This is a genomic window from Paracoccus marinus (assembly GCF_007018965.1).
In the GTDB taxonomy this organism is placed as follows: Bacteria; Pseudomonadota; Alphaproteobacteria; order Rhodobacterales; family Rhodobacteraceae; genus Paracoccus; species Paracoccus marinus.
In genome coordinates this window covers 25,118-44,789 of record NZ_VJYZ01000015.1, presented here as the reverse complement: position 1 = coordinate 44,789, position 19,672 = coordinate 25,118, and the positions used below count along the sequence as shown (strand labels likewise).

Below are 19,672 nucleotides of genomic sequence, written 5' to 3'. Positions count from 1 at the left end.
AAGTTCCCTTGGACGGTCATCTCCGCTTTGGCCGCAGCCCGCCCAGCACGATCCCGGCGACGAACAACACCGTGACTGCGCAGACGATCGCGGGCCCGGTCGGCAGGTCCGCGTGCCACGCGCCTACCAGCCCGCCGACGACGCCCGCGACGCCCACGACGGCGGCGCCGATGGCCATCGCCTCGGGCGTGCGGACCAAGGGGCGGGCGGCGGCGGCGGGGATGATGAGCATGGCGCTGATCAGCAGCGCGCCGACGATGCGGATGCCCGCCGCCACCACCAGCGCCAGCGCGATGTTGAGCGCCCATTGCTCGGCCCGCGGCCTGATCCCCGCCGCGACCGCCATCTCGGGCGACAGCGTGGCCAGCAGCAGCGCCGACCAGCGCCATGCCAGAAGCGCGATGACCGCCCCCGCGCCCAGCCAGATGGTCGCGAGGTCCGTGCCCGTGACGGCCAGGATGTCGCCGAACAGATAGGCCATCAGGTCAACGCGGATGCCCGGCACGAAGGACACCGCGACCATGCCGACGGCGAGCGCCGCGTGCGACAGCACCCCCAGCAGCGTGTCGCCCGCGTTGTTGCGCCCGCCAAGGCCCGTGACCGCCGCCGCCATGGCGAGCGCCACGAGGATCACGGCCGGAAACAGCGGCACCGCAAAGGCAAGCGACAGCGCGACGCCAAGCAGCGCCGCATGCGCCGTCGCATCGCCATAATACGCCATCCGCCGCCAGACGACGAAGCAGCCCAACGGGGCGCAGGCCAGCGCAAGCCCGATCCCGGCAAGCGCCGCGCGCAGCATGAAATCGTCAAGCATCGGGCGCGGCCCCGTGGCGGTGATCGCCGCTTCGACCGTGCGCGTGGCCGCAGTCGTCGTGCGAATGGCTGTGGTGGTGGCGGTAAAGCGCCAGCGTCTCGGCGGCGTCGGTGCCGAAAAGCCCGTGATAGGCGGGCGAGGACGACACGATCTCGGGCGAGCCCTCGCAGCAGACATGACCGTTCAGGCAGACCACGTGGTCGGATGCGCGCATCACGATCTGCAGGTCGTGGCTGACCATCAGGACGGCGCAGCCGTGGCGCGCGCGCACCGCTTCGATGCGGGCATAGAACGCCGCCGTCGCGGGCTGGTCCAGCCCCGCCGTCGCCTCGTCCAGGATCAAAAGGTCGGGCCGGTCCAGCAACGCGCGCGCCAACAGCACGCGCTGAAGCTGCCCGCCCGACAGGCCGGTGATCTGCTGGCCCGCGATCCCCGGCAGACCCGCGTCGGCCAGCGCGGCGGCGACCGCGGCGGCGTCGCGGCGCGCGGGCAGGTTCATGAAGCGGCCGACCGTGACCGGCATCGACGGGTCGATGGCGAGGCGTTGCGGGACGTAGCCGATCGTCAGCCCCTCGATCCGGCGCACCGTGCCCGAGGTCGGGGGCAGAAGCCCGATGATCGTGCGGACGAGCGTCGATTTGCCCGACCCGTTCGGGCCGACGATGGTCACGATCTCGCCCCGGCGCACGCGCAGGTCCACCCGGTCCAGGACCGGATGCCCTTCCAGCGCGACGCTGACGCGGTCCAGTTGGACCAGCGGCGCGCCCGCGAAGACGCGCGGCGCGGCGGCGACAGCGGTCGGCGCGACGGCGGCGCTTTCGGCCGCGGCGGATGCCTGCATCACGACGCCCTCCTGCATGTGGCGCAAACCCCTTCGGCCTCGCGCACGGCATGTTCGATCGCGAAGCCCGCGCCTTCGGCGGCCGTTTCCAGCCTACCGCGCGCCGTCGGAACCGTCGTCTCGATCACGCGGCGGCAGGCGCGGCAGATGAGGAACGCGGGCATGTGCGGGTCTTCGGGCGCGGCGTTCGCGCCGGTTGTGCAGGCGACAAAGGCGTTCAGCGTCTCGATCCGGTGGACGAAGCCGTGCTTCATCAGGAAGTCGAGCGCGCGGTAGGCGACCGGCGGCTGGCTGCCCAGCCCCTCGGCGCGAAGCCGGTCGAGGATGCCGTAGGCGCCGAGCGCGCGATGTTCTTCGAGCAGGATTTCCAGCACCCTGCGGCGCACGGGGGTAAGCTGCAGCCCGGCCACCCGGCAGCGCGCCTCGACCCGGTCGATCGCCGCCGCGATGCAAGCGTCGTGGTCGTGGGCCATCGGGTCGGATGCGACGGCGTCATGCATGGCGCGGCCCCCCAGTCGGGGCGGGCAGTGTTGACGGACGGTGGGTTATAACGTAACTCATGTGATAACATTACATTGGGAGCCGACGGATGTCACGCCTTTCTCATGCCGCCGCTTTGGCGGTCATCCTGCCGCTTCCGGCCCTTGCCGAAGCACCTCGCGTCGTGGCCGACATCGCGCCCGTCCAGGGGCTGGTCGCGCGGGTGATGGACGGCGTGGGAACCCCGGCGCTGCTGATCCCGCCCGGCGCGTCGCCCCACAGCCACGCGATGAAGCCGTCGCATGCCCGTGCGCTGAGCGATGCGCAGGCGGTGTTCATGGTGGGGCCGGACCTCACCCCGTGGCTGCTGAAGCCGGTCGAGACGCTGGCGCCGCAGGCAAGCCACATCGTCCTGATGGACGCGCCGGGAACGCTGCGCCTGCCGAACCGCACCGGCGAGACGTTCGAGACCCATGGGCACCACGAGGATCACGCGCCTGAGGCGGCCGAGGCGGGTCACGCGCATCATGAAAGCGAAGCCGGCACCGATCCGCACGCCTGGCTCGACCCCGAAAACGGCAAGCTCTGGCTGTCGGCGATCGCGGCGGAGCTGTCGCGGATCGACCCGGCGAACGCGCCCGCCTATGCCGCGAACGCCGCCCGTGGCGCAGTCGAGATCGACGCAGCCCGAACCGACGTGCAGACCGCGCTCGCCGCCGGGCAGACGCCGCGCTTCATCGTCTTTCACGACGCCTACCAATACATGGAACACCGCTTCGGCCTGTCGGCGGCCGGGTCGATCTCGCTCGGCGACGCGACGCCGCCAGGTCCCGCGCGGGTGGCGCAGCTGCGCGACAAGGTCGCGGCGCTGGGGATCGACTGCGCGTTCAGCGAGCCGCAGTTCAACGCCGACCTGTTGCGAACGGTGTTTGGGGGATCAAACGCCCGCATGGCGGTGATCGACCCGCTGGGCACGACGATCCCCGAGGGGCCGGACTTCTATCCGGCGCTGATCCGGTCGGTGGGCGAGGCGCTTGCCACCTGCGAGTAGGGGCAGGGGCCCGGCTATCCGGCGCCGCCGAACAGCCCCGCGTGCTGCGCCCGCAGCGCGGCCTTCTGCACCTTGCCCATCGCGTTTCGCGGCAGTTCCGGCACCACGATCACGCGCTTGGGCTGCTTGAAGCGCGCGATCCGGTCGGTCAGCGCGTCCATCAGCGCGTCCGGTTCCAGCGCTGCGCCCGGGCGAGGGGCGACCACCGCCACCACCGCCTCGCCGAAGTCGGGGTGGGGCACGCCGATCACGGCGCTTTCCAAGACGCCGGGCAGGTCGTCGATCAGCATCTCGACCTCGCGCGGATAGACGTTGAGCCCGCCGGTGATGACCAGGTCCTTGCCGCGCCCGACGATGGTGACGTAGCCGTCCGCATCCCTTGTTCCCAGGTCGCCGGTGATGAACCAGCCGTCGGGCCGCAGCTCGGCGGCGGTCTTGTCGGGCATCCGCCAGTAGCCTTGAAAGACGTTGGGGCCGCGCACCTCGATCATCCCGATCTCGCCGTCCGGACGCTTGGCCGGGGCGGTTGCGGGGTCCCCGTCGGCACCCGCCTCGACAGACGTGATCCTGACCTCGACGCCGGGCAGGGCCGGGCCGACCGACCCCGGCCGGCGCTCGCCCGCCAAGGGGTTCGAGGTCGTCATGTTCGTCTCGGTCACTCCGTAGCGTTCGAGGATCCGCTGCCCGGTCCGTTCCTCGAACCGCCGGTGCGTCTCGGGGAGAAGCGGCGCGGAGCCCGAGATGAAGACCCGCGCCGTTGCCGCCACCTCGCGCGTGAAATCGGGCCGGTCCAGCAGGCGGGTGTAGAAGGTCGGGACGCCCATCATCATCGTGGCGCGGGGCAGCAGGGCGATCACCTCGGCCGGGTCGAAGCGGGGCAGCCAGATCATCGCCCCGCCCGCCAGAAGAAGCGTGTTGCAGGCCACGAACAGCCCGTGGGTGTGAAACACCGGCAGCGCGTGCAAAAGCCGGTCCCGCGCGGTCACCTGCCACGCGTCGCACAGGGTGCGGGCGTTCGACAGCAGGTTGTCGTGGGACAGCATCGCGCCCTTCGACCGCCCCGTGGTGCCCGAGGTGTAAAGGATCGCGGCGAGATCGTCCGGCCCGCGCGCGGCCGGGGGGCGGTCGGCGGGCATGGCGCCCGCCGCGTCGATCAGGCTTCCCGCGCCCCCGTCGTCCAGTGTGAAGATCGCCGCCGTGGCCGACGCCCGGCGCATGTCCCGCTCGCGCGCGGGGTCGCAGACGATCACGGCCGGCTCGGCGTCGGTCAGGAAATACGCCACCTCGTCCGGGGTATAGGCGGGGTTTAGGGGCAGGAACGCGCCGCCCGCCCGGACCGTGCCGAGATAAAGCGCCAGCATGGCCACCGACTTGTCCAGCTGCGCCGCGACCCGGTCGCCCGGTTGCAGACCGGCGTCCGCCAGCAGCGCCGCGATCCGGGCGGCGCGGCGGTGAAGGTCGCCGTGGGTGATCGTGCCGCCGTCGGCGAGGATCAGGCACGCCGCACCGGGATCGTCGGTGCCCGCCAACAGCGCGTCGTAAAGATGGTTGCTCATCGCCTGTCCCCGCCGTCCCCGCCGTTCCAGACTAAGGCCGCCCGTCAGCGGCGGCTAGCCCGAGGCGCGCGCGGCCCCCGCAGGCAGGATGCGGTCGCGGTTCAGCCAGGCCGCGGCGACCAGCCACAGCGCCACGATCACGAACAGGTCCACGGTCAGCCGCCATGCCGTATCGGACTGCATGAAGTTCGTCGACAGCGCGTCGCCCAGGAGCGACAGCAGAACGCAGGCCACGAACGACACCAGCCCGCCGCGCCCGGTGGTTGCCAGCGCCCGTCCCGGCAGCGTCGCCGAGAACCGCGCCAAGGGCCGCGCCAGCGGCACCGCGACCACCCACGCCCAGGCCAGCACCGACACCAGCCGGACCCAGTCGAGCGTCCATTTGTCCACCGTTCCGACCGCGTGCCACATCAGGTCGGCGACCTGCTTCCCCTCGGCCCCGAACCGCCACAGGACGGCCATCCCGACGCTGTAGGCCGCGACGAAGCCCGCCACCGCCGTCACGATCCGCGCACGGGGCAGAAGCGCGTCCATGATCGGGCGCCGGAACGCGCCCATCGCGACGCCCGCGAAGAACAGAAGCTGCCAGGCGAAGGGGTTGAACAGCAGCCCGCCGCCGTCACGCTCGTTCGGCAGGAACGCGTTCAGGGGCCGCGCGGCCAGCCACAGCCCGACCGACAGCGCCGCGAAGATCAGCGGGCGACGGGTCAGCAGCGGCAGCGCAAGCGGGACGGCGGCGATCAGGACCACGTAAAGCGCCAGCACGTCGACCAGGTTCGGCTGCATCCACAGGGTCAGGACGATCCCCAGGTAGGCCAGCGGATCGTGCGCCAGCCAGTCGGCATATCCGCTCCAGACCGCGGTGTGCATCAGCCCGAACGAGGTCAGCGCCCCCGACAGCAGCGCCAGCAGGACGCTGCCGACCGCGAGCGCCAGCCACACCTGCACGGCGCGCCGGGCGAACCGCCACTGGGCGGCGCGCAGGCCCTGCGTCACCTCGGTCTTCAGCCAAACGACGCCGACCAGAAAGCCCGACAGCAGCACGAACAGCTCGGCCGCGTCGAACACGGCAAGGTTGGTCAGCGTCCCCGCCCGCAGGATCCCCGCCGGCATGTGGTTCAGCATGATGCAGACCAGCGCGTAACCGCGCAGCATATCGAGCGATGCGTTGCGGTTCATCGGGGCAGGGCGGCCCACTGGGCAAGCAGCTCGGCATCGGAAAACAGCGCCCGCCGTTCGGGCTGGTCGAGAAAAGCCAGCGCCTCGACCCGGGACGAGGCGACGGCGATCTTGGCGCCGGCCGCGATGGCGGGCAGGCGGGTGGCCACCGGCGCGTCGGGGGGCGCGGGCGGCAGCAGGGCGACGTGGCGCGCGCGCAGCGCCGGGTCGCTGCCCAGCCGTTCGGCGGCGCGGTCGGGCGTGCGCAACTGGCGCGCATGGGCGATCGCCGCGGTGACGACCGGGGGCGTGCGCCGTTCCTCGGGCGTGACCAGCAGCCCCGCCATCCGGGCCGAGCGGCCCAGCACCGACGATGCGGTGAAGCGCGACACCAGCGGCGACAGGATCAGCCCCAGCAGGATCGGCGCCAGCCAGATGAGCTGGCCCGGCGACAGGTACGAGATCACGGCCGTGATGACGATGCCCCACAGCACGTGGACCCAGTGGCGCGACCAGACCACGTCCCAGGGCGGCATCGCGCCCTTGCGGACCTGGCTTTCCCAGCCCGAGTTCCGACCGCGCAGGATGTCGAAGATCTGGCGAGACTGGATCAGCATCGCCACCGGCGCGATCAGGGTGGACAGCACGAACTCGAACAGCGCGCTCAGCGACAGCCATCCCATGCCGCCCGATGCGGCCTCGAGCGGGCGGCCGCGCGCGCGCAGCACGGCCACGACCTTGGGCAGAAGCAGCAGGCAGCCGGCGGCGATGAAGAGCCACTTCATGCGGGTCGGATCGAAGGTCGGCCAGGACGGGAAGATCTGGTAGGTCTGCGGGAAGTACTCGGGCGTGACCAGGATCGCGTGCGCGGTCAGGGCCAGGCCCACGACGATCATGGCCAGCCAGATCGGGCTCATCACGAAGCTGAGGACGCCGATGGCGAAGTGGACGCGGCTGATCGCGGTAAAGCCCTTCGCGCCGATCACGCCCAAGTGCTGCAGGTTCCCCTGCGCCCAGCGGCGCTCGCGCACTGCCATGTCCAGAAGCGTGGGCGGACAACCCTCGTAGCTGGCGCGCAGATCCCAGTCCAAGCGCACCTTCCAGCCGGCGCGGCGCAGCAGCGCCGCCTCGACAAAGTCGTGCGACATGACCGTGCCGCCGAAGGGCGGCTTGCCGGGCAGGTCGGGCAGTCCGCAGCAGCTGGCGAACGCGTCCAGCCGGATCATCGCGTTGTGGCCCCAGAAGTTGCCGTTGTCGCCCGACCATGCGGCGACGCCCCGGCCGACGGCGGGGCCATAGACCCGGCTCGCGAATTGGACCACGCGGGCATAGATCGTCTGCCCGCCCACCAGCACCGGGATCGTCTGCACCAGCGCGAGGTCGGGGTCGGCCGCCATCCGCGCGCTCATCTCGGCGATGACGCGGCCCGACATCACGCTGTCGGCGTCAAGGACGACCATCTGGTCGTAGCGTCCGCCCCAGCGGCGCACGAACTCGGCCACGTTCCCCGCCTTGCGGCCGGAATTGTCGGTGCGGCGGCGGTACCAGACCGGGATCGGGCAGGTCTGGCGCATCTGCGCGACCGCCAGCGTCTCGGCCACGAAATCGTCGGGGTTGCGGCTGTCGGACAGGATGAAGATCTCGGCCCGGTCGGCCATCCCCTCGGCCGCCAGTTCGTCGGCGAGGGCCGAAAGCAGCGACAGGCTGAGCGAGGCGTCCTCGTGATAGACCGGCATGACGATCGCCACGCGGGCGTGGCCAGGGTCCGCGGGCGTGCGCGGCGGCTTGGCGCAGAGCCCGGCCACGACCGAACAGAAGCTGAAACCGACCCAGCCGAAGGTGATCGAGAACAGGACCAAGAGCACGTATTGCAGCGGCTGCAACTGGCCGTTCAGCACCAGGAGCATCTGCCAGAACCCCAGCGCGGTGATCAGCGCGCTGCCGCCGAATGCGATCACGCGGGCCAGCACGACCTCGCGCACCGCGCGCTGCGGGGTGGGGCCGGGCGGGGGCGGGCCACGGAAATCCTGCACCGGCATCGCAAGCGGCGCCTCGGGCGGGGTGGGCGCCCCGTCGGCGTGGACCGGCAGGGCCGGCGGCCGCAAACCGCGCGCGGGTTCCATGCCCACGACCGGCTGGACCGTGCGGCCCGCGTGCGCGTCCGCCCCCCGCGTCCCCGGTTCCATATGCGAAAGCGGCGCGGCCGCCGAACCTGCGAGATCGTCGCTTGCGGGTCGCTCGCGCTCCACCGTCACTCCCCGACCCAGCGGTACATCCACGTCTCGGACAGGGGGCCGTTCTCGGCTTGCAGGCGCGCCTGAAGCTCGGCGAGTTCCCCCCCTTGCGGGAAGTATTCGAACGACAGCCGCATCAGCCCCTGGGCGGGCATGTGCGTCACGTAGGGAAACACGATCCGGCCCGCGCTTGCGGTGACCGACCCTTCGGGCAGGGTGCCTGCCGGGAAGATCGCGTCGTCGAAGTCGATGTTGAACGTCCGCGCGTCGGCGTTGTTCACCGACTTGCCCGACAGCGTCTCGCGCACGAAGGCCCACGGGCCGATGTCGCCGGGAGTGGCCCCGACATGCGCGTCATAGCCGTAATCGACCCGTGCCCCTGCCACGAGCGGCGCGCCCGGCTTCCAGAAAGATACGATGTTGTCGTGAAACTCGCTTTCGACCGGGATCTCGACCAGCATCACCGATCCCTTGCCCCAGTTCGTGTGCGGGCTGATCCAGACCGATGGCCGGCGCTCGTAGAACGCGCCCGTGTCCTGGTAGTTGTCGAACTCGCGGTCGCGCTGCATCAGGCCGAAGCCCTGCGGATCCTCGTCCATGAAGGCCGAAAGCTGCAGCGTGGGCGGGTTGTTCAGCGCCCGCCACAGCCGGTTGTCGGTGCCGGTCAGCATCTGCAGCCCGTCGCTGTCGTGGACGGCGGGGCGGTAGTCGTCGGGCACGTTCCCGTCCGAGGGGCCGAACCAGTACATCGACGTCAGGGGCGCGATCCCCACGTCGTCGAGATCACGCCGGGGGAACAGCGCCACGCGGGTGCGGACGCGGGTGTTTTCGCCCGGCGTGATCGTGAACTGGTAGGCGCCGGTGATCGACGCGCTGTCCAGCAGCGCCCAGATCGTCACGCTGCCCGCGTCGAGGTTCGGCTTTTCGATCCAGTATTCGCGGAAGATCGGGAACTCCTCGCCCGCGGCGCTGCCGGTGCCGAGCGCGAGTCCGCGGCACGACACGCCATAGACGTTCCCGCGACCCAGGACGCGGTAATAGCTCGCCCCCTGGAACACGGCCAGCTCGTCCAGGATGTCGGGCCGGTTCAGCGGCGCGCGCAGGCGGAACCCCGACCAGCCCATGTCGCCGGGCGGCTGCAGCGCGGAATCGGCCGGGAACGAGATCGGATCGTAGGTGAAGACGCCGGGATCGAAGGGCAGCGGCCGCGCCGCCCCGTTCTCGACCAGGTTCAGCTTCACCGGCTCGGAATACAGCATGCCGGGCGCGAGCAGGTCGAGGCCCCAGCCCCGGATCTCGCCCCACGGATCGGCCTCGCGCCGGAAGCGGATGCCGCGATAGGAATCGTAGCCCAGATCCTTGAAGGGCGGGGTCAGCGTCGAGGCGGGCTTTTCGTAATCGGTCTGCGCCAGTGCCGCCGCGACAGCCACCACATCGTCGAACCCGAAGGGGCGGGGCGGGGCCGCCGGATCGGGCGCGGGTCCCGCGCCCTGCGGCTGGGGGGCCGGCGCGGTCTGCGCGTACAGCCCCGCGGACCCCAGCGCGGTCGTTCCCAGCGCGGCGGCAGCCAAGGAGCCGACGAATATGCGACGTTTCACGTGTGAGCCCCCGAATTGACAGCAAAACTCGCCATAAGCCAAGGTGTTCCCCACGGCAATCAAATGCATGACGCCCTGACGACGATGTGCGGACCGCCGCCGGGACGATCATCGGCGCGTGATGCACGCGGTGCGGGAAACGGCGCTGTCAGGGGCGGCGCGGGCGAGAACGACGCGCTCGGGGGACGGCGCGGTCGAGAAGGCGTCCGGGCGGGGGACAGCGTAGGGGGCGGGCGGTCAGTCGGCGGGCGTGGCGCCCCGGCTCCAGTAGGCGGCAGCGGTGAAGGCGGTCTTGGCCACGCCCCGGTCCAGAAGGCAGCGGCGCGCGGCCCGCGCCTCGTCGTCGCGGGCGGCGAACCAGACGTGGCTTTGCTCGCAGACCTCAAGGTCGTGGAGCGCGCCCAGAAGATCGTCGCAGCGGGTGACGCGGGGATCGTGGACAAGCGGTCCGAGGTCATCGTCCGAGGCGCGGACAAAGGCGTGAACCTTACCCGGCGCCAGCGAAAGCATCCGCGCGATGGCGGGCAGCGCGGTCTCGTCGCCCAGCAGGTGCAGGACCCGGGCATCCGGGCACCAGCCGCCACCCGGGCCGATGATCCCGACCTCGGCGCCCGGCTGGACCCGGTCGGCCCAGTCGCAGGTGGGGCTGCCCGCATGGCGGAAAATGTCGAACTCGAGCCAGTCGTCGGCCTGCGCGGTCACGGTATAGACCGGGCGGTGCAGCGCGTCCGCGCCGGTGGGCCAGACCGCGCGGCCGCTTTCGGCGATCCGGGGCCAGCACGGGGCGCGCCCTTCGGGCGGCAGCAGCAGGCGGAAATGCAGGCTGCGCAGCGCGAACCGCGCCGCCTCGGGCCCCGCGAGCCGCACTCGCAGGTAGCCTGCCGACACCGGCCGGACCGACGCCACCCGCATCAGCGCGAGTCCGGGCGCCAGCGCGCCAAGCGCGACGCTTTCCCACAGGATCGCCACGCCTTCGTCGGCCAGCATCTGCGTCGCGCTGTCCTGCAGCGTCAGCACCAGCCGCCGCTCGGCGCCCGTGATTTCCACCCGCGCGCCGGGCGCGTCGGGGATCAGGCGCAGCTCGCACCCCCACAGGTGCAGGGTCAGCCGGGTTTCCTCTTCCACCAGCGGCGCGTCCCATTCGGCCGCGCGGGCGCGGATCACGGCGGCTGCGGCGCCTGCTCCGGTCTCGATCCGGCCCGAGGCGCCGGCAAGGGGGGAAACGCTCATGCTACTCCACGAGGAAGGGGACGGTCAGCGTCTGGGTGCGACCATCGGGGGGAGGGGGAAGGCGGGGTATGCGGCTGGCCTGGCGGCTGAGCGCGGCGTCGACGCGGGCGTCGCCGGTGCCGGCGACGAGCTTGGCCGAGACGGCGCCGTTCGGTCTGACGGTCAGCGTCACCGTCGCGCGGTGGGTGCCGGTCGCGTTCAGGCGCGCGCGCTTCATGTGAGCCGTGACGCGGCTTTGCACCTTGCCCAGCCAGTTCGCCTGCCCCTGCTTCGATGCGCCCCGGGACTGGCGCGCCTCTGCCCCCGCGCGCTCGGCCTCGCGCCCGTCCGGCTGCGCGCCGCGGGGTGCCTGACGCCGGGGTTCGCTGGCCTGTTCGCGGGGTTCGTCCCGCGCGGGCTCGCGCGGTTCCTCGCGGCGGGCGCGTTCGCGGCGGGGTTCGTCGGGTTCAGGCTCCGGCTCGGGTTTGGGGTCGGGCTCCTGCGCGGCGAAGCTGGCGGGGGGCGTGGGCTTGCGGCGCGGGGGCGGCACGACCGAGGGTTCGGCCGGCGGCGCAAGCGCGGCAAAGTCGGGGGGCGGCAGCGTGGTCACGGGCGGCGGCACGAAATCGGGCGCCGGCTCGGGCTGGGCGGGCAGCGGCGGCACGAGGCTTGCGAAGTCGGGCGGCGGCAGCGGGACGACCGGCGGGGGGACGAAGTCGGGCTGCGGTTCGGCCACCGGCTGGGGGATCGGCTGGGGGACCGGCTCGGGTTCTGGTTCCGGTTCGGGTTCGGGCTGCGGTTCGGGCGCAGGCTCCGGTTCGGGTTGCGGCTCCGGCTCCGGCTCGGGCTCCGGCTCGGCGGCGGGCTCCGGCGCATCGGCCTCAGGCTCCACCTGCGGCTCGTCCTGCACGGCGGGCGCGGCCTCGGCCGGACCGGGTGGCGGGGCCATGTCGATCATGAACGCCTCGGGCGCGATCGCCACGTCGGGGCGCTGGTGCCGCATCGCCCACCCGGCGACCGCCACATGCGCCGACAGGACCAGGATCCCGGTCGAGGTCCACAGGACCCCCCGCCCAAGCCGAAGGCCGCCTCGGGTCATTGCACCGGTGCCGCCGGGGCGGCAGGGGCAGTAATGGCGGGCGCGGCACCGTCAGATCCAGCGCCAAGCGCGGCCGGCGGGGCGCTGGCGCGGTCAAGTCCGACCAGCGCGATCTTCAGGAAGCCCGCGTCGCGCAGGCCGTTCATCACCGTCATCAGCTCGCCATAGGCGACCGACTGGTCGGCGCGCAGGAAGATGCGTTGTTCCGTGTCGCCCCCCGTCGCCGCCTGCAACGCCACAGGCAGCGCGTCGCGTGCCACCTGCTCGTTGCCGAGCGACAGCGTACCATCCGCCCCGACCGTCAGCCAAAGCGGGGTGTCGGGGCGGCCGGATGCGGGCGCGTTCGACACCGGAAGGTCCACGTTCACGTCCACGGTCGCCAGGGGTGCTGCCACCATGAAGATGATGAGCAGCACCAGCATTACGTCGATGAACGGGGTGACGTTGATCTCGTGGTTCTCGGACAGCTCGTCGCCGCCGGGATCGCCGGTATCGCCGGTATCGCGGATGCCGCCCGCCATCTCAGACCGTCTGACCGGCCGCGCGGCGGTCGAGGTCGCGCGACACCAGCCGCTGGACACCCGCCGCAGCCTCGGTCAGCCGCAGCCGGTAGCCGCCCGAGGCGCGGGCGAACACGTTGTAGATGACGACCGCCGGGATCGCCGCGACAAGGCCGATGGCGGTCGCAAGCAGCGCCTCGGCGATGCCGGGGGCGACGACGGCGAGGTTCGTCGTCTGCGCCTCGGAAATGCCGATGAAGCTGTTCATGATGCCCCAGACGGTGCCGAACAGCCCCACGAACGGCGCGGTCGATCCGATCGTGGCGAGGACGCCGGTGCCCCGGTTCATCTGCCGCACGGCGCGGGCCTGGATCTGGCCCAGTTCCGATCCGATCCGGTCCTGGATGCCCGCAGGCGCAAGGTCGGGGCCCGACCGGTTCAGCTCGCGCGCGGCGGCCCGCAGCATGCGCGCGTCGGGGCTGCGGCCGTCTGCGCCGCCAAGCGCCGCGCGCAGCGTGTCCGCAGCCTCGATTCGACCCGCCCCGCGCCCGACCGAGGCCGTGGCGGACAGGTACTCGAACAGCTTCACCACCAGCACGGTCCACGTCACGATTGACGCGAACACGAGGCCCAGCATCACGCCCTTCACGACAATGTCGGCCTGCCGGTACATGCCGAGCGGCGACAGATCGTGGGGCAGGGCGTCGGCGGGGATCACGGCCGGCGGTGCGGCCGACGGTGTCGGAAGAGCGGCAGGTGCAGCGGTGGGCTGGGGAGCAGCAGCAGGCGCAGGCTCGGGTGTGGTGCCGACGGGGGGTGCCGCGTCCGTCGGGGTGGCCGCAGAGGTGTCCCCGACCGGCGCGGTGGTGCCCGGTGCGGCGGTGCCGGTGCCGGTGGCTGTGGCGGTTGCGGGGACATCCGTCGCCGTCGTCGGCAGCGACACGGCAGGTGCGTCTGCGGTCGTGGGCGCAGTCGTGGGCGGCGTCGTCTGGGCCGCGACCGGACTTCCCGCAAGCGCGATCCCCAGCGCCAGCGCAGGCGCGAACCGGGCCGGCCCCAGGCAGGAGGATGCCAGGCGGGCGGATACAAGGCGGAAAGCGGTCTTGGTCATGTCGTGGCCTTCGGGTCGTGAGCGGCGCCGTCGCGTCCTTCAGCGCCTCCCTTTTCAGTAGCCTAGGATATTTGTCAACTATCCTCGTTGACAATTCCCCGCTATCAATCGAGGAACCCCGGCGCGCCCCGCCCAGGCACCCCATTCACCTCCCTCCGGGCAATCGACAAGGATCCCTTTCCCGTGACCGCATCCCTTCGCGCCTCGCTGCTGGCGGGCGCCAGCATCCTTACCCTCGCCATCGCCGCAGGCACCGTCTGGGCCCAGACCGCGACAGACACGCCGGACGACCAGAGCGCCGGTGCCGCGCCCGCCGGGGCGATCGTGCTGGACACCATCGTGATCGACGCCAACGCCTCGACCGATCCCACCGCGCCGACCAGCGGCTACGTCGTGCCCACCTCGCAGGTGACCAAGTCGTCGGTTCCGCTCGTTGAAGCGTCGCAATCCGTGTCGGTCGTGACCGTGGACCAGATCCGCGACCAGGGCGCGCAGACGCTGAGCCAGGCGCTGAAATACAGCGCGGGCGTGCTGTCCGAACCCTACGGCTCGGACCCCCGCTTCGACGGCCCGCTGCTGCGCGGCTTCGGTGCGGACGAAGGCCAGTTCCTCAACGGCCTGCGCCACATGCGGAAGTTCAGCGCCCCCGCCTACGAGCTTTACGGCATCGAGCGGGTCGAGGTTCTGCGCGGGCCGTCATCCGCGCTTTACGGCTCGGGCGCGCCGGGCGGGGTCATCAACGAGGTGCAGAAGCACGCGCAGTTCGAGGATTTCTCGGAAGCGGGCGCGGGCTTCGGCAGCCACGACGACGCCGAGGCGTTCTTCGACGTGAACCGGCAGGTCTCGGACCGCTTCGCCTATCGCCTGACCGGCGTGGGCAAGCAGACCGCCGAACAGATCGAGGAGCTGACGAACGAGCGCGGCTACCTCGCCGGCGCATTCCGCCATGACATCAGCGATGCCACGCAGATCGACGTGCTGCTGTCCTATCAAGACGATTCCCCGATCAGCCCGGCCCGCGTCCCCTTCGCGCTGACCGAGCTTTACGATGCCGAGGACCTGCGCGACTTCTACGTCGGCGAGCCGCTGGACGACGAGAGCGACCGCCGCATGGCCAACATCGGCATCGAGGTGCGGCACGAGCTCGACAACGGCTGGCGCCTTCAGCAGGGCTTCCGCTACCAGAAGTTCGATTGGGATTACGTCGGCTTCTACGTCGGCGGGCTGGACGCGGACGGCGTCACCGTCAACCGCGGCAAGATCATCCAGACCGAGGACAACGCGACCCTGAACCTCGACACCCGGCTGTCGGGCACCATCGAGGCGGGCGGGGCAAGTCACGAGATCACGGTTGGCGTGGACATGTTGGCCTATGTCACCGACACCTCGACGACGTTCCAGGGCGTGAACCCGATCCGGTTCGACGATCCCGATTACGGCACCCCCACGACCGACGTGGGCCTGCCCTTCACCACCGCCGACGACCTGACGCGCAAGCACTACGGCATCTACCTCGTGGACGAGATCAGCTGGGGCGACTGGCGCCCCTCGTTCGCGCTGCGGCACGACCGGGTCGAGCAGGACGGGACGCTTTACCGTTTCGGCACCGCCTACAGCGCCGATCGCAGCGACAGCCAGACGACCGGGCGCGTCGGGCTGTCCTATGTCACCGCGCAGGGCTTCGTTCCCTACGCAAGCTACGCCACCTCGTTCGAGGCGCAGATCGGCGGCGACAGCGTCGGCAACACGCTGGAGCCGACGCGCGGCAAGCAGGTCGAGCTGGGCGTGAAGTACCAGCCGACCGCCTTCGACGGCTACTTCACCGCCGCCGTGTTCGACCTGCGCCAGACCGACGTCACCGTCTCGGACGGCCTGGGCCAGCTGAGCCAGATCGGCGAGGTCCGGTCGCAGGGCGTCGAGCTTGAGGGCACGGCGAACCTTGGCGCGGGCTGGCTGGTGCGCGGCGCCTACAGCTACAACGACACCGAGGTGAAAGAGGGGCAGTTCGCGGGCAACCGCGTGGTGAACGTGCCGCTGCACAACGCGAGCCTGTGGGTCAAGAAGGCGTGGGACAACGGCATCGACGCGGGCGTGGGCCTGCGCCGCGTGGGCGACCGCTTCGGCGATGACGGCAACACCGTCGAGGTGCAGGGTGAGACGCTGGTTGACGCCAGCGTCGGCTATCAGCGCGGCAACGTGCTGGGCAGCGTGACGGTCACCAACATCGCCGACAAGGCCTATGTCGCGAACTGCAATCCGTTCGGCTGCAACTACGGCGAAGGCCGCGACGTGCAGGCGCGGCTCACCTGGCGTTGGTGACCTGGCGTTGGTGACCACGCCTGACCTTACCCGCCGCCGGCTTCTGACGCTGGCGGCGGGCGGACTGCTCGCGGGGCGGTCGGCTGGCCGGCCCGCCTTCGCGGCGGGCGCGGACCGCCCGCGCCTTGCCGCCATCGACTGGGCGATGCTGGAAACCGCCGTCGCCATCGGCCACATGCCGGTCGCCGCCTGCGAGCTGATCCGCTTTCGCGCCGACGCGGTCACCCCCGCGATCCCCGCCGGGGTCGTGGACCTGGGCCTGCGCGGCGCGCCCAATTTCGAGCTGTTGCAGCTGATCCGGCCGGACCTGATCCTGACTTCGCCCTACTACGTCGCGCGCGAGGCGCAGATGCGCGCGATCGCCCCCGTCATGTCGCTGCCGTTCTATGTGCCGGGCGAGGCGCCGCTGCCCAAGGCGCTGGCGGCGCTGGATGCGCTGGCGCTCGCCGTGGGGGACCCGGGCGCGGGCATGTCGGCGCGGGCGCGGGCCGACGCGGGGTTCGACGCCGCCGCCGCGCGGATCGCGGGCGGGCAAGGCGGGGGCGGGCAGGACGGGGGCGGGCAGGGCGCGTCGGATCGCGCGGTGTGCGTCATCAACATCGGCGACGCGCGCCATTTCCGCGCCTTCGGTCCCGACAGCCTGTTCGGCAACGTCCTGACCCGCATCGGCCTGCGAAATGCATGGGACCGGCCGACCCAGTTTGCTTTTCTCGCGCCCGTCCCGATCGAAACGCTGGCCGAGTTTCCCGACGCCAGCATCGTCATCGTCTCGGACGTGCCCGTGGCGGCCGCGCGATCGCTCGGCCGCAGCGCGATCTGGCGCGCGCTGCCCGCCGTGGCGGCCGGGCGGGTGCGGGTGCTGCCCGACGTCAGCGCCTTCGGCGGCGTCCTCGCCGCGCTGCGGTTCGCGGAGCTGGTGTCGTCGGCGCTGGTCGCCCCGCCGAACGGGTCGGCGCTATGACCCTGCGCCGGGCCGTCCTGCCCGCCGCGCTTCTGGCGCTGGCGCTGTGGCTTGCCGCGGCGCTGCGGCTGCTGCCGCCGGGCGACTGGCCCGCGCTGCCGTTCCGCGCCGAGACGATGGCGCTGCCGCAGGTCATGCTTGCCTTCGGGCTGATGCCGCGCGGGGTGATCGCGCTGGTCGCGGGCGCGGCGCTTGGCCTCTCGGGCGCGCTGATCCAGGCCGTGCTGCGCAATCCGGTGGCCGACCCGACGACGCTGGGGATTTCATCCGGCGCGCAGCTGGCGCTGGTCGCGGCGACGATCCTTGCGCCCGAGCTGCTGGCGGGCGGGCGCTGGCCGGTCGCGCTGGCCGGGGCGGCGGGCGCGGCCGCGCTGGTGATGGCGGTCGGCGCGCGGCGCGGATTCGCGCCGGTGACGATGGTGATCGCGGGGATGCTGGTCGGCCTGACCGCCTCGGCCGTCGCCACGGCGCTGACGCTGGCGCAGGGCGAATATCTCCTGTCGCTGGTGATCTGGAACGGCGGCTCGCTGGTGCAGCAGGACTGGTCTGGGGTGCGCGCGCTCGCGCTGGTTCTGGCGGCGGGCGGCGCGGGTGCGGCGCTGATCGCCAAGCCGCTGCGGGTCCTGTCGCTGGGCGCGCCGGGCGCGGCGGGGCTGGGGCTGAACGTGGGGCTGGTGCGGCTGGCGGCGATGGCGCTGGCGGTGGCGCTGGCGGCGGCGGTGTCGGCCGAGCTGGGGCTGATCGGCTTTGTCGGCCTTGCCGCGCCCGCGCTCGCCCGCACCCTGGGCGCGCGGCGGATGGAGGACGTGCTGTGGTCCGCCCCCCTGATCGGCGCGCTGATCCTGTCGGTCGTGGACGGGCTGGTGCTGGCCGTCGCGGGCGCGGGGGGCGAGATGTTCCCGGCCGGCGCGCTAACCGGGTTGATCGGCGGCCCGCTGCTTTTGTGGCTGCTGCCGCGCCTGCGCGGATCGACCCCGCCGGGGTCCGAGGCGCCCGAGGGTCCGGCCCCCCGTCTTGCCCGGCCGGGCCGGGTGCTGGCGGCGATGGCGGTGGCGGTCGCCGCGGCCGCCCTGCTGCTGGCCTGGATCGGCCGGGTGCCGGGCGGCTGGGCGGTTCTCGACTGGCAGAGCCTGCGCGACTTCCTGCCGCTGCGCCTGCCGCGTCTCGCCGCCGCCGCGGCGGCGGGCGCGCTGCTCGCGATCGCGGGCGCGGTCATGCAGCGGCTGACGGCCAACCCGCTCGCCTCGCCCGAGGTGCTGGGGGTGTCGGGCGGCGCCGCGCTGGGGTATGCGGCGGCGGTGTTCGCATGGGGAACGCCCGCGCCCGCGATCACGCTTGCCTGCACGGCGGCGGGCGGGGCGGGGGCGCTGCTGGCGGTCGCGGTCTTCGCCGCGCGGCGCGACATGCCGCCCGAGCGGGTGCTGCTGGCCGGGATCGCGGTATCGTCGCTGGCGGGCGCGGTCCTGTCGGCGCTGATGGCGTCGGGCGACGCGCGGGCCTGGGCGATCCTCGGCTGGCTCAGCGGATCGTCGGGGCAAGTCACGCCTGCGGGCGCGGCGGCGCTGGCCGCGCTGGCGCTGGCGATCTGGATCGCGGCGCTGGCCGCGCGGCGCTGGCTGGCGCTGATGCCCCTGGGGGCGGGCGTGTCGCAGGGGGTGGGGCTGCGGCTGGGGCCCGCGCGGCTGGTCCTGATCGTGCTGGCGGGGGTCGGGACGGCTGCGGCCACCGTTCTGGTCGGCCCCCTGAGCTTCGTGGGCCTGATGGCCCCGCACATGGCGCGCCGCATGGGCCTTGCCCGGCCCGGCGACCACGTCACCGGCGCGGCGCTGACGGGCGCGGGGCTGATGCTCGCCGCCGACTTCGGGGCCCGGATGGCGGGCTTTCCCTACGAGCTGCCGCTGGGCCTCTTCGCCACGCTTCTGGGCGCCCCCTGGCTTCTGTTCCTGCTGATGAGGACGACACGATGACCCTGTTCCGCATCGCGAAGCTGTCGGTGGACGTGCCGGGCCGCCGCCTGCTGGATGACGTGACGCTGGACCTGCCGGCGGGGCGGATGATCGCGCTGATCGGGCACAATGGATCGGGCAAGTCCACGCTGCTGCGCACGCTCGCCCGCCAGATTGCGCCCGCGGCGGGCGAGGTCCGGTTCGAGGATCGCCCGCTCGGCCAGTGGCGTCCGCGCGACTATGCCCGACGCCTCGCCTTCCTGCCCCAGCACCCGCCGCCGGCCGAGGGGATGACGGTGCGCGAACTCGTCGCGCTCGGCCGCTATCCCTGGCACGGGGCAATGGGCCGCTTTTCCGCCGCCGACGAGGCGGCGGTCGCGGGCGCGCTGGACGAATGCGGCCTGCGCGATTTGGCCGGCCGGATCGTGGATACGCTGTCGGGCGGCGAGCGGCAGCGGGCCTGGCTTGCGATGATGGTCGCGCAGGCCGCCCACGCGCTGTTGCTGGACGAGCCGATCAGCGCCCTCGACATCGCCCACCAGGTCGAGGTGCTGTCGCTTGTGCGCCGGATGTGCCACGCGCAGGGCCGCAGCGCGATCATCGTCCTGCACGACGTGAACATGGCCGCGCGGTTCTGCGACCATGTCGTGGCGCTGCGCCACGGTCGGCTGGCGATGCAGGGCACGCCCGCCGACCTGATGCGCCCCCACACGCTGGCCGCCATCTACGGCCTGCCGATGCAGGTGCTGTCGGACGCGCAGGGCCGGCCCGCCGCCTTGCCCGCCTGAGGCGGCG

Annotated in this window: 16 protein-coding genes; 5 read left to right on the top strand and 11 right to left on the bottom strand. The window is 72.2% G+C overall.

Annotated features, from left to right (window positions below):
* Positions 1 to 16 precede the first annotated feature (16 nt).
* Genes FNF32_RS08525 through FNF32_RS08515 form a run of 3 tightly spaced genes read right to left on the bottom strand, consistent with a single transcriptional unit; the run spans position 17 to position 2,155 of the window.
* Positions 17 to 814: a metal ABC transporter permease gene (locus FNF32_RS08525; RefSeq protein ID WP_131673483.1), complete on the bottom strand. Its 798-nt coding sequence runs from the start codon at positions 812 to 814 to the stop codon at positions 17 to 19.
* Positions 807 to 1,673, bottom strand: coding sequence for a metal ABC transporter ATP-binding protein (locus FNF32_RS08520; protein ID WP_246087751.1), 867 nt, complete (start codon positions 1,671 to 1,673; stop codon positions 807 to 809). The genes FNF32_RS08525 and FNF32_RS08520 overlap by 8 nt, the downstream gene beginning before the upstream one ends.
* The gene (locus FNF32_RS08515) at positions 1,655 to 2,155 is read right to left on the bottom strand and encodes a Fur family transcriptional regulator (protein WP_143796566.1); all 501 of its coding nucleotides are present in this window, start codon (positions 2,153 to 2,155) and stop codon (positions 1,655 to 1,657) included. The genes FNF32_RS08520 and FNF32_RS08515 overlap by 19 nt, the downstream gene beginning before the upstream one ends.
* Before the next feature lie 89 nt (positions 2,156 to 2,244).
* Here FNF32_RS08515 and FNF32_RS08510 point away from each other — a divergent pair, with 89 nt between their 5' ends.
* Positions 2,245 to 3,186, top strand: coding sequence for a zinc ABC transporter substrate-binding protein (locus FNF32_RS08510; protein ID WP_131673481.1), 942 nt, complete (start codon positions 2,245 to 2,247; stop codon positions 3,184 to 3,186).
* 14 nt (positions 3,187 to 3,200) lie between these two features.
* Here the strand turns inward: FNF32_RS08510 and FNF32_RS08505 are convergent, their stop codons facing one another.
* The 8 genes from FNF32_RS08505 to exbB all read right to left on the bottom strand — a co-directional run bounded on the left by FNF32_RS08505 (position 3,201) and on the right by exbB (position 13,651).
* On the bottom strand, positions 3,201 to 4,742 hold the full coding sequence (locus FNF32_RS08505) for a malonate--CoA ligase (RefSeq protein WP_143796565.1): 1,542 nt from the start codon (positions 4,740 to 4,742) through the stop codon (positions 3,201 to 3,203).
* Positions 4,743 to 4,796: 54 nt separating this feature from the next.
* Complete coding sequence (opgC, locus tag FNF32_RS08500) at positions 4,797 to 5,921, bottom strand: OpgC domain-containing protein (RefSeq protein WP_131673479.1); 1,125 nt, start codon at positions 5,919 to 5,921, stop codon at positions 4,797 to 4,799.
* Complete coding sequence (gene mdoH, locus FNF32_RS08495) at positions 5,918 to 8,149, bottom strand: glucans biosynthesis glucosyltransferase MdoH (protein ID WP_246087750.1); 2,232 nt, start codon at positions 8,147 to 8,149, stop codon at positions 5,918 to 5,920. Before mdoH ends, opgC begins: the two co-directional genes overlap by 4 nt.
* Positions 8,150 to 8,151: 2 nt before the next feature.
* Positions 8,152 to 9,732 (bottom strand): OpgD/OpgG family glucan biosynthesis protein, encoded by a 1,581-nt coding sequence (locus tag FNF32_RS08490; RefSeq protein ID WP_131675399.1) that lies wholly within the window; start codon positions 9,730 to 9,732, stop codon positions 8,152 to 8,154.
* 237 nt (positions 9,733 to 9,969) lie between these two features.
* Complete coding sequence (locus FNF32_RS08485; RefSeq protein ID WP_131675398.1) at positions 9,970 to 10,962, bottom strand: siderophore-interacting protein; 993 nt, start codon at positions 10,960 to 10,962, stop codon at positions 9,970 to 9,972.
* 1 nt (position 10,963) lies between these two features.
* Positions 10,964 to 12,040, bottom strand: a complete 1,077-nt coding sequence (locus tag FNF32_RS08480) for a TonB C-terminal domain-containing protein (protein WP_131675397.1) — start codon at positions 12,038 to 12,040, stop codon at positions 10,964 to 10,966.
* Entirely contained in the window at positions 12,037 to 12,561 is a 525-nt protein-coding gene (exbD, locus tag FNF32_RS08475; protein WP_143796564.1) for a TonB system transport protein ExbD, read from the bottom strand. Before exbD ends, FNF32_RS08480 begins: the two co-directional genes overlap by 4 nt.
* A 1-nt stretch (position 12,562) precedes the next feature.
* Positions 12,563 to 13,651 carry a tonB-system energizer ExbB gene (exbB, locus tag FNF32_RS08470; RefSeq protein WP_131675395.1) on the bottom strand — a complete coding sequence of 363 codons (1,089 nt, stop codon included), beginning with the start codon at positions 13,649 to 13,651 and terminating at the stop codon, positions 12,563 to 12,565.
* A gap of 183 nt (positions 13,652 to 13,834) precedes the next feature.
* Here exbB and FNF32_RS08465 point away from each other — a divergent pair, with 183 nt between their 5' ends.
* Genes FNF32_RS08465 through FNF32_RS08450 form a run of 4 tightly spaced genes read left to right on the top strand, consistent with a single transcriptional unit; the run spans position 13,835 to position 19,665 of the window.
* A complete protein-coding gene (locus tag FNF32_RS08465) occupies positions 13,835 to 15,970 on the top strand; it encodes a TonB-dependent siderophore receptor (protein WP_185961903.1) in 2,136 nt (711 codons plus the stop codon).
* Positions 15,971 to 15,977: 7 nt separating this feature from the next.
* The gene (locus FNF32_RS08460) at positions 15,978 to 16,931 is read left to right on the top strand and encodes an ABC transporter substrate-binding protein (protein WP_425467900.1); all 954 of its coding nucleotides are present in this window, start codon (positions 15,978 to 15,980) and stop codon (positions 16,929 to 16,931) included.
* Positions 16,928 to 18,898: a Fe(3+)-hydroxamate ABC transporter permease FhuB gene (gene fhuB / locus FNF32_RS08455; RefSeq protein WP_131675388.1), complete on the top strand. Its 1,971-nt coding sequence runs from the start codon at positions 16,928 to 16,930 to the stop codon at positions 18,896 to 18,898. Before FNF32_RS08460 ends, fhuB begins: the two co-directional genes overlap by 4 nt.
* Positions 18,895 to 19,665 (top strand): ABC transporter ATP-binding protein, encoded by a 771-nt coding sequence (locus tag FNF32_RS08450; RefSeq protein WP_131675389.1) that lies wholly within the window; start codon positions 18,895 to 18,897, stop codon positions 19,663 to 19,665. Before fhuB ends, FNF32_RS08450 begins: the two co-directional genes overlap by 4 nt.
* Positions 19,666 to 19,672: the final 7 nt, after the last annotated feature.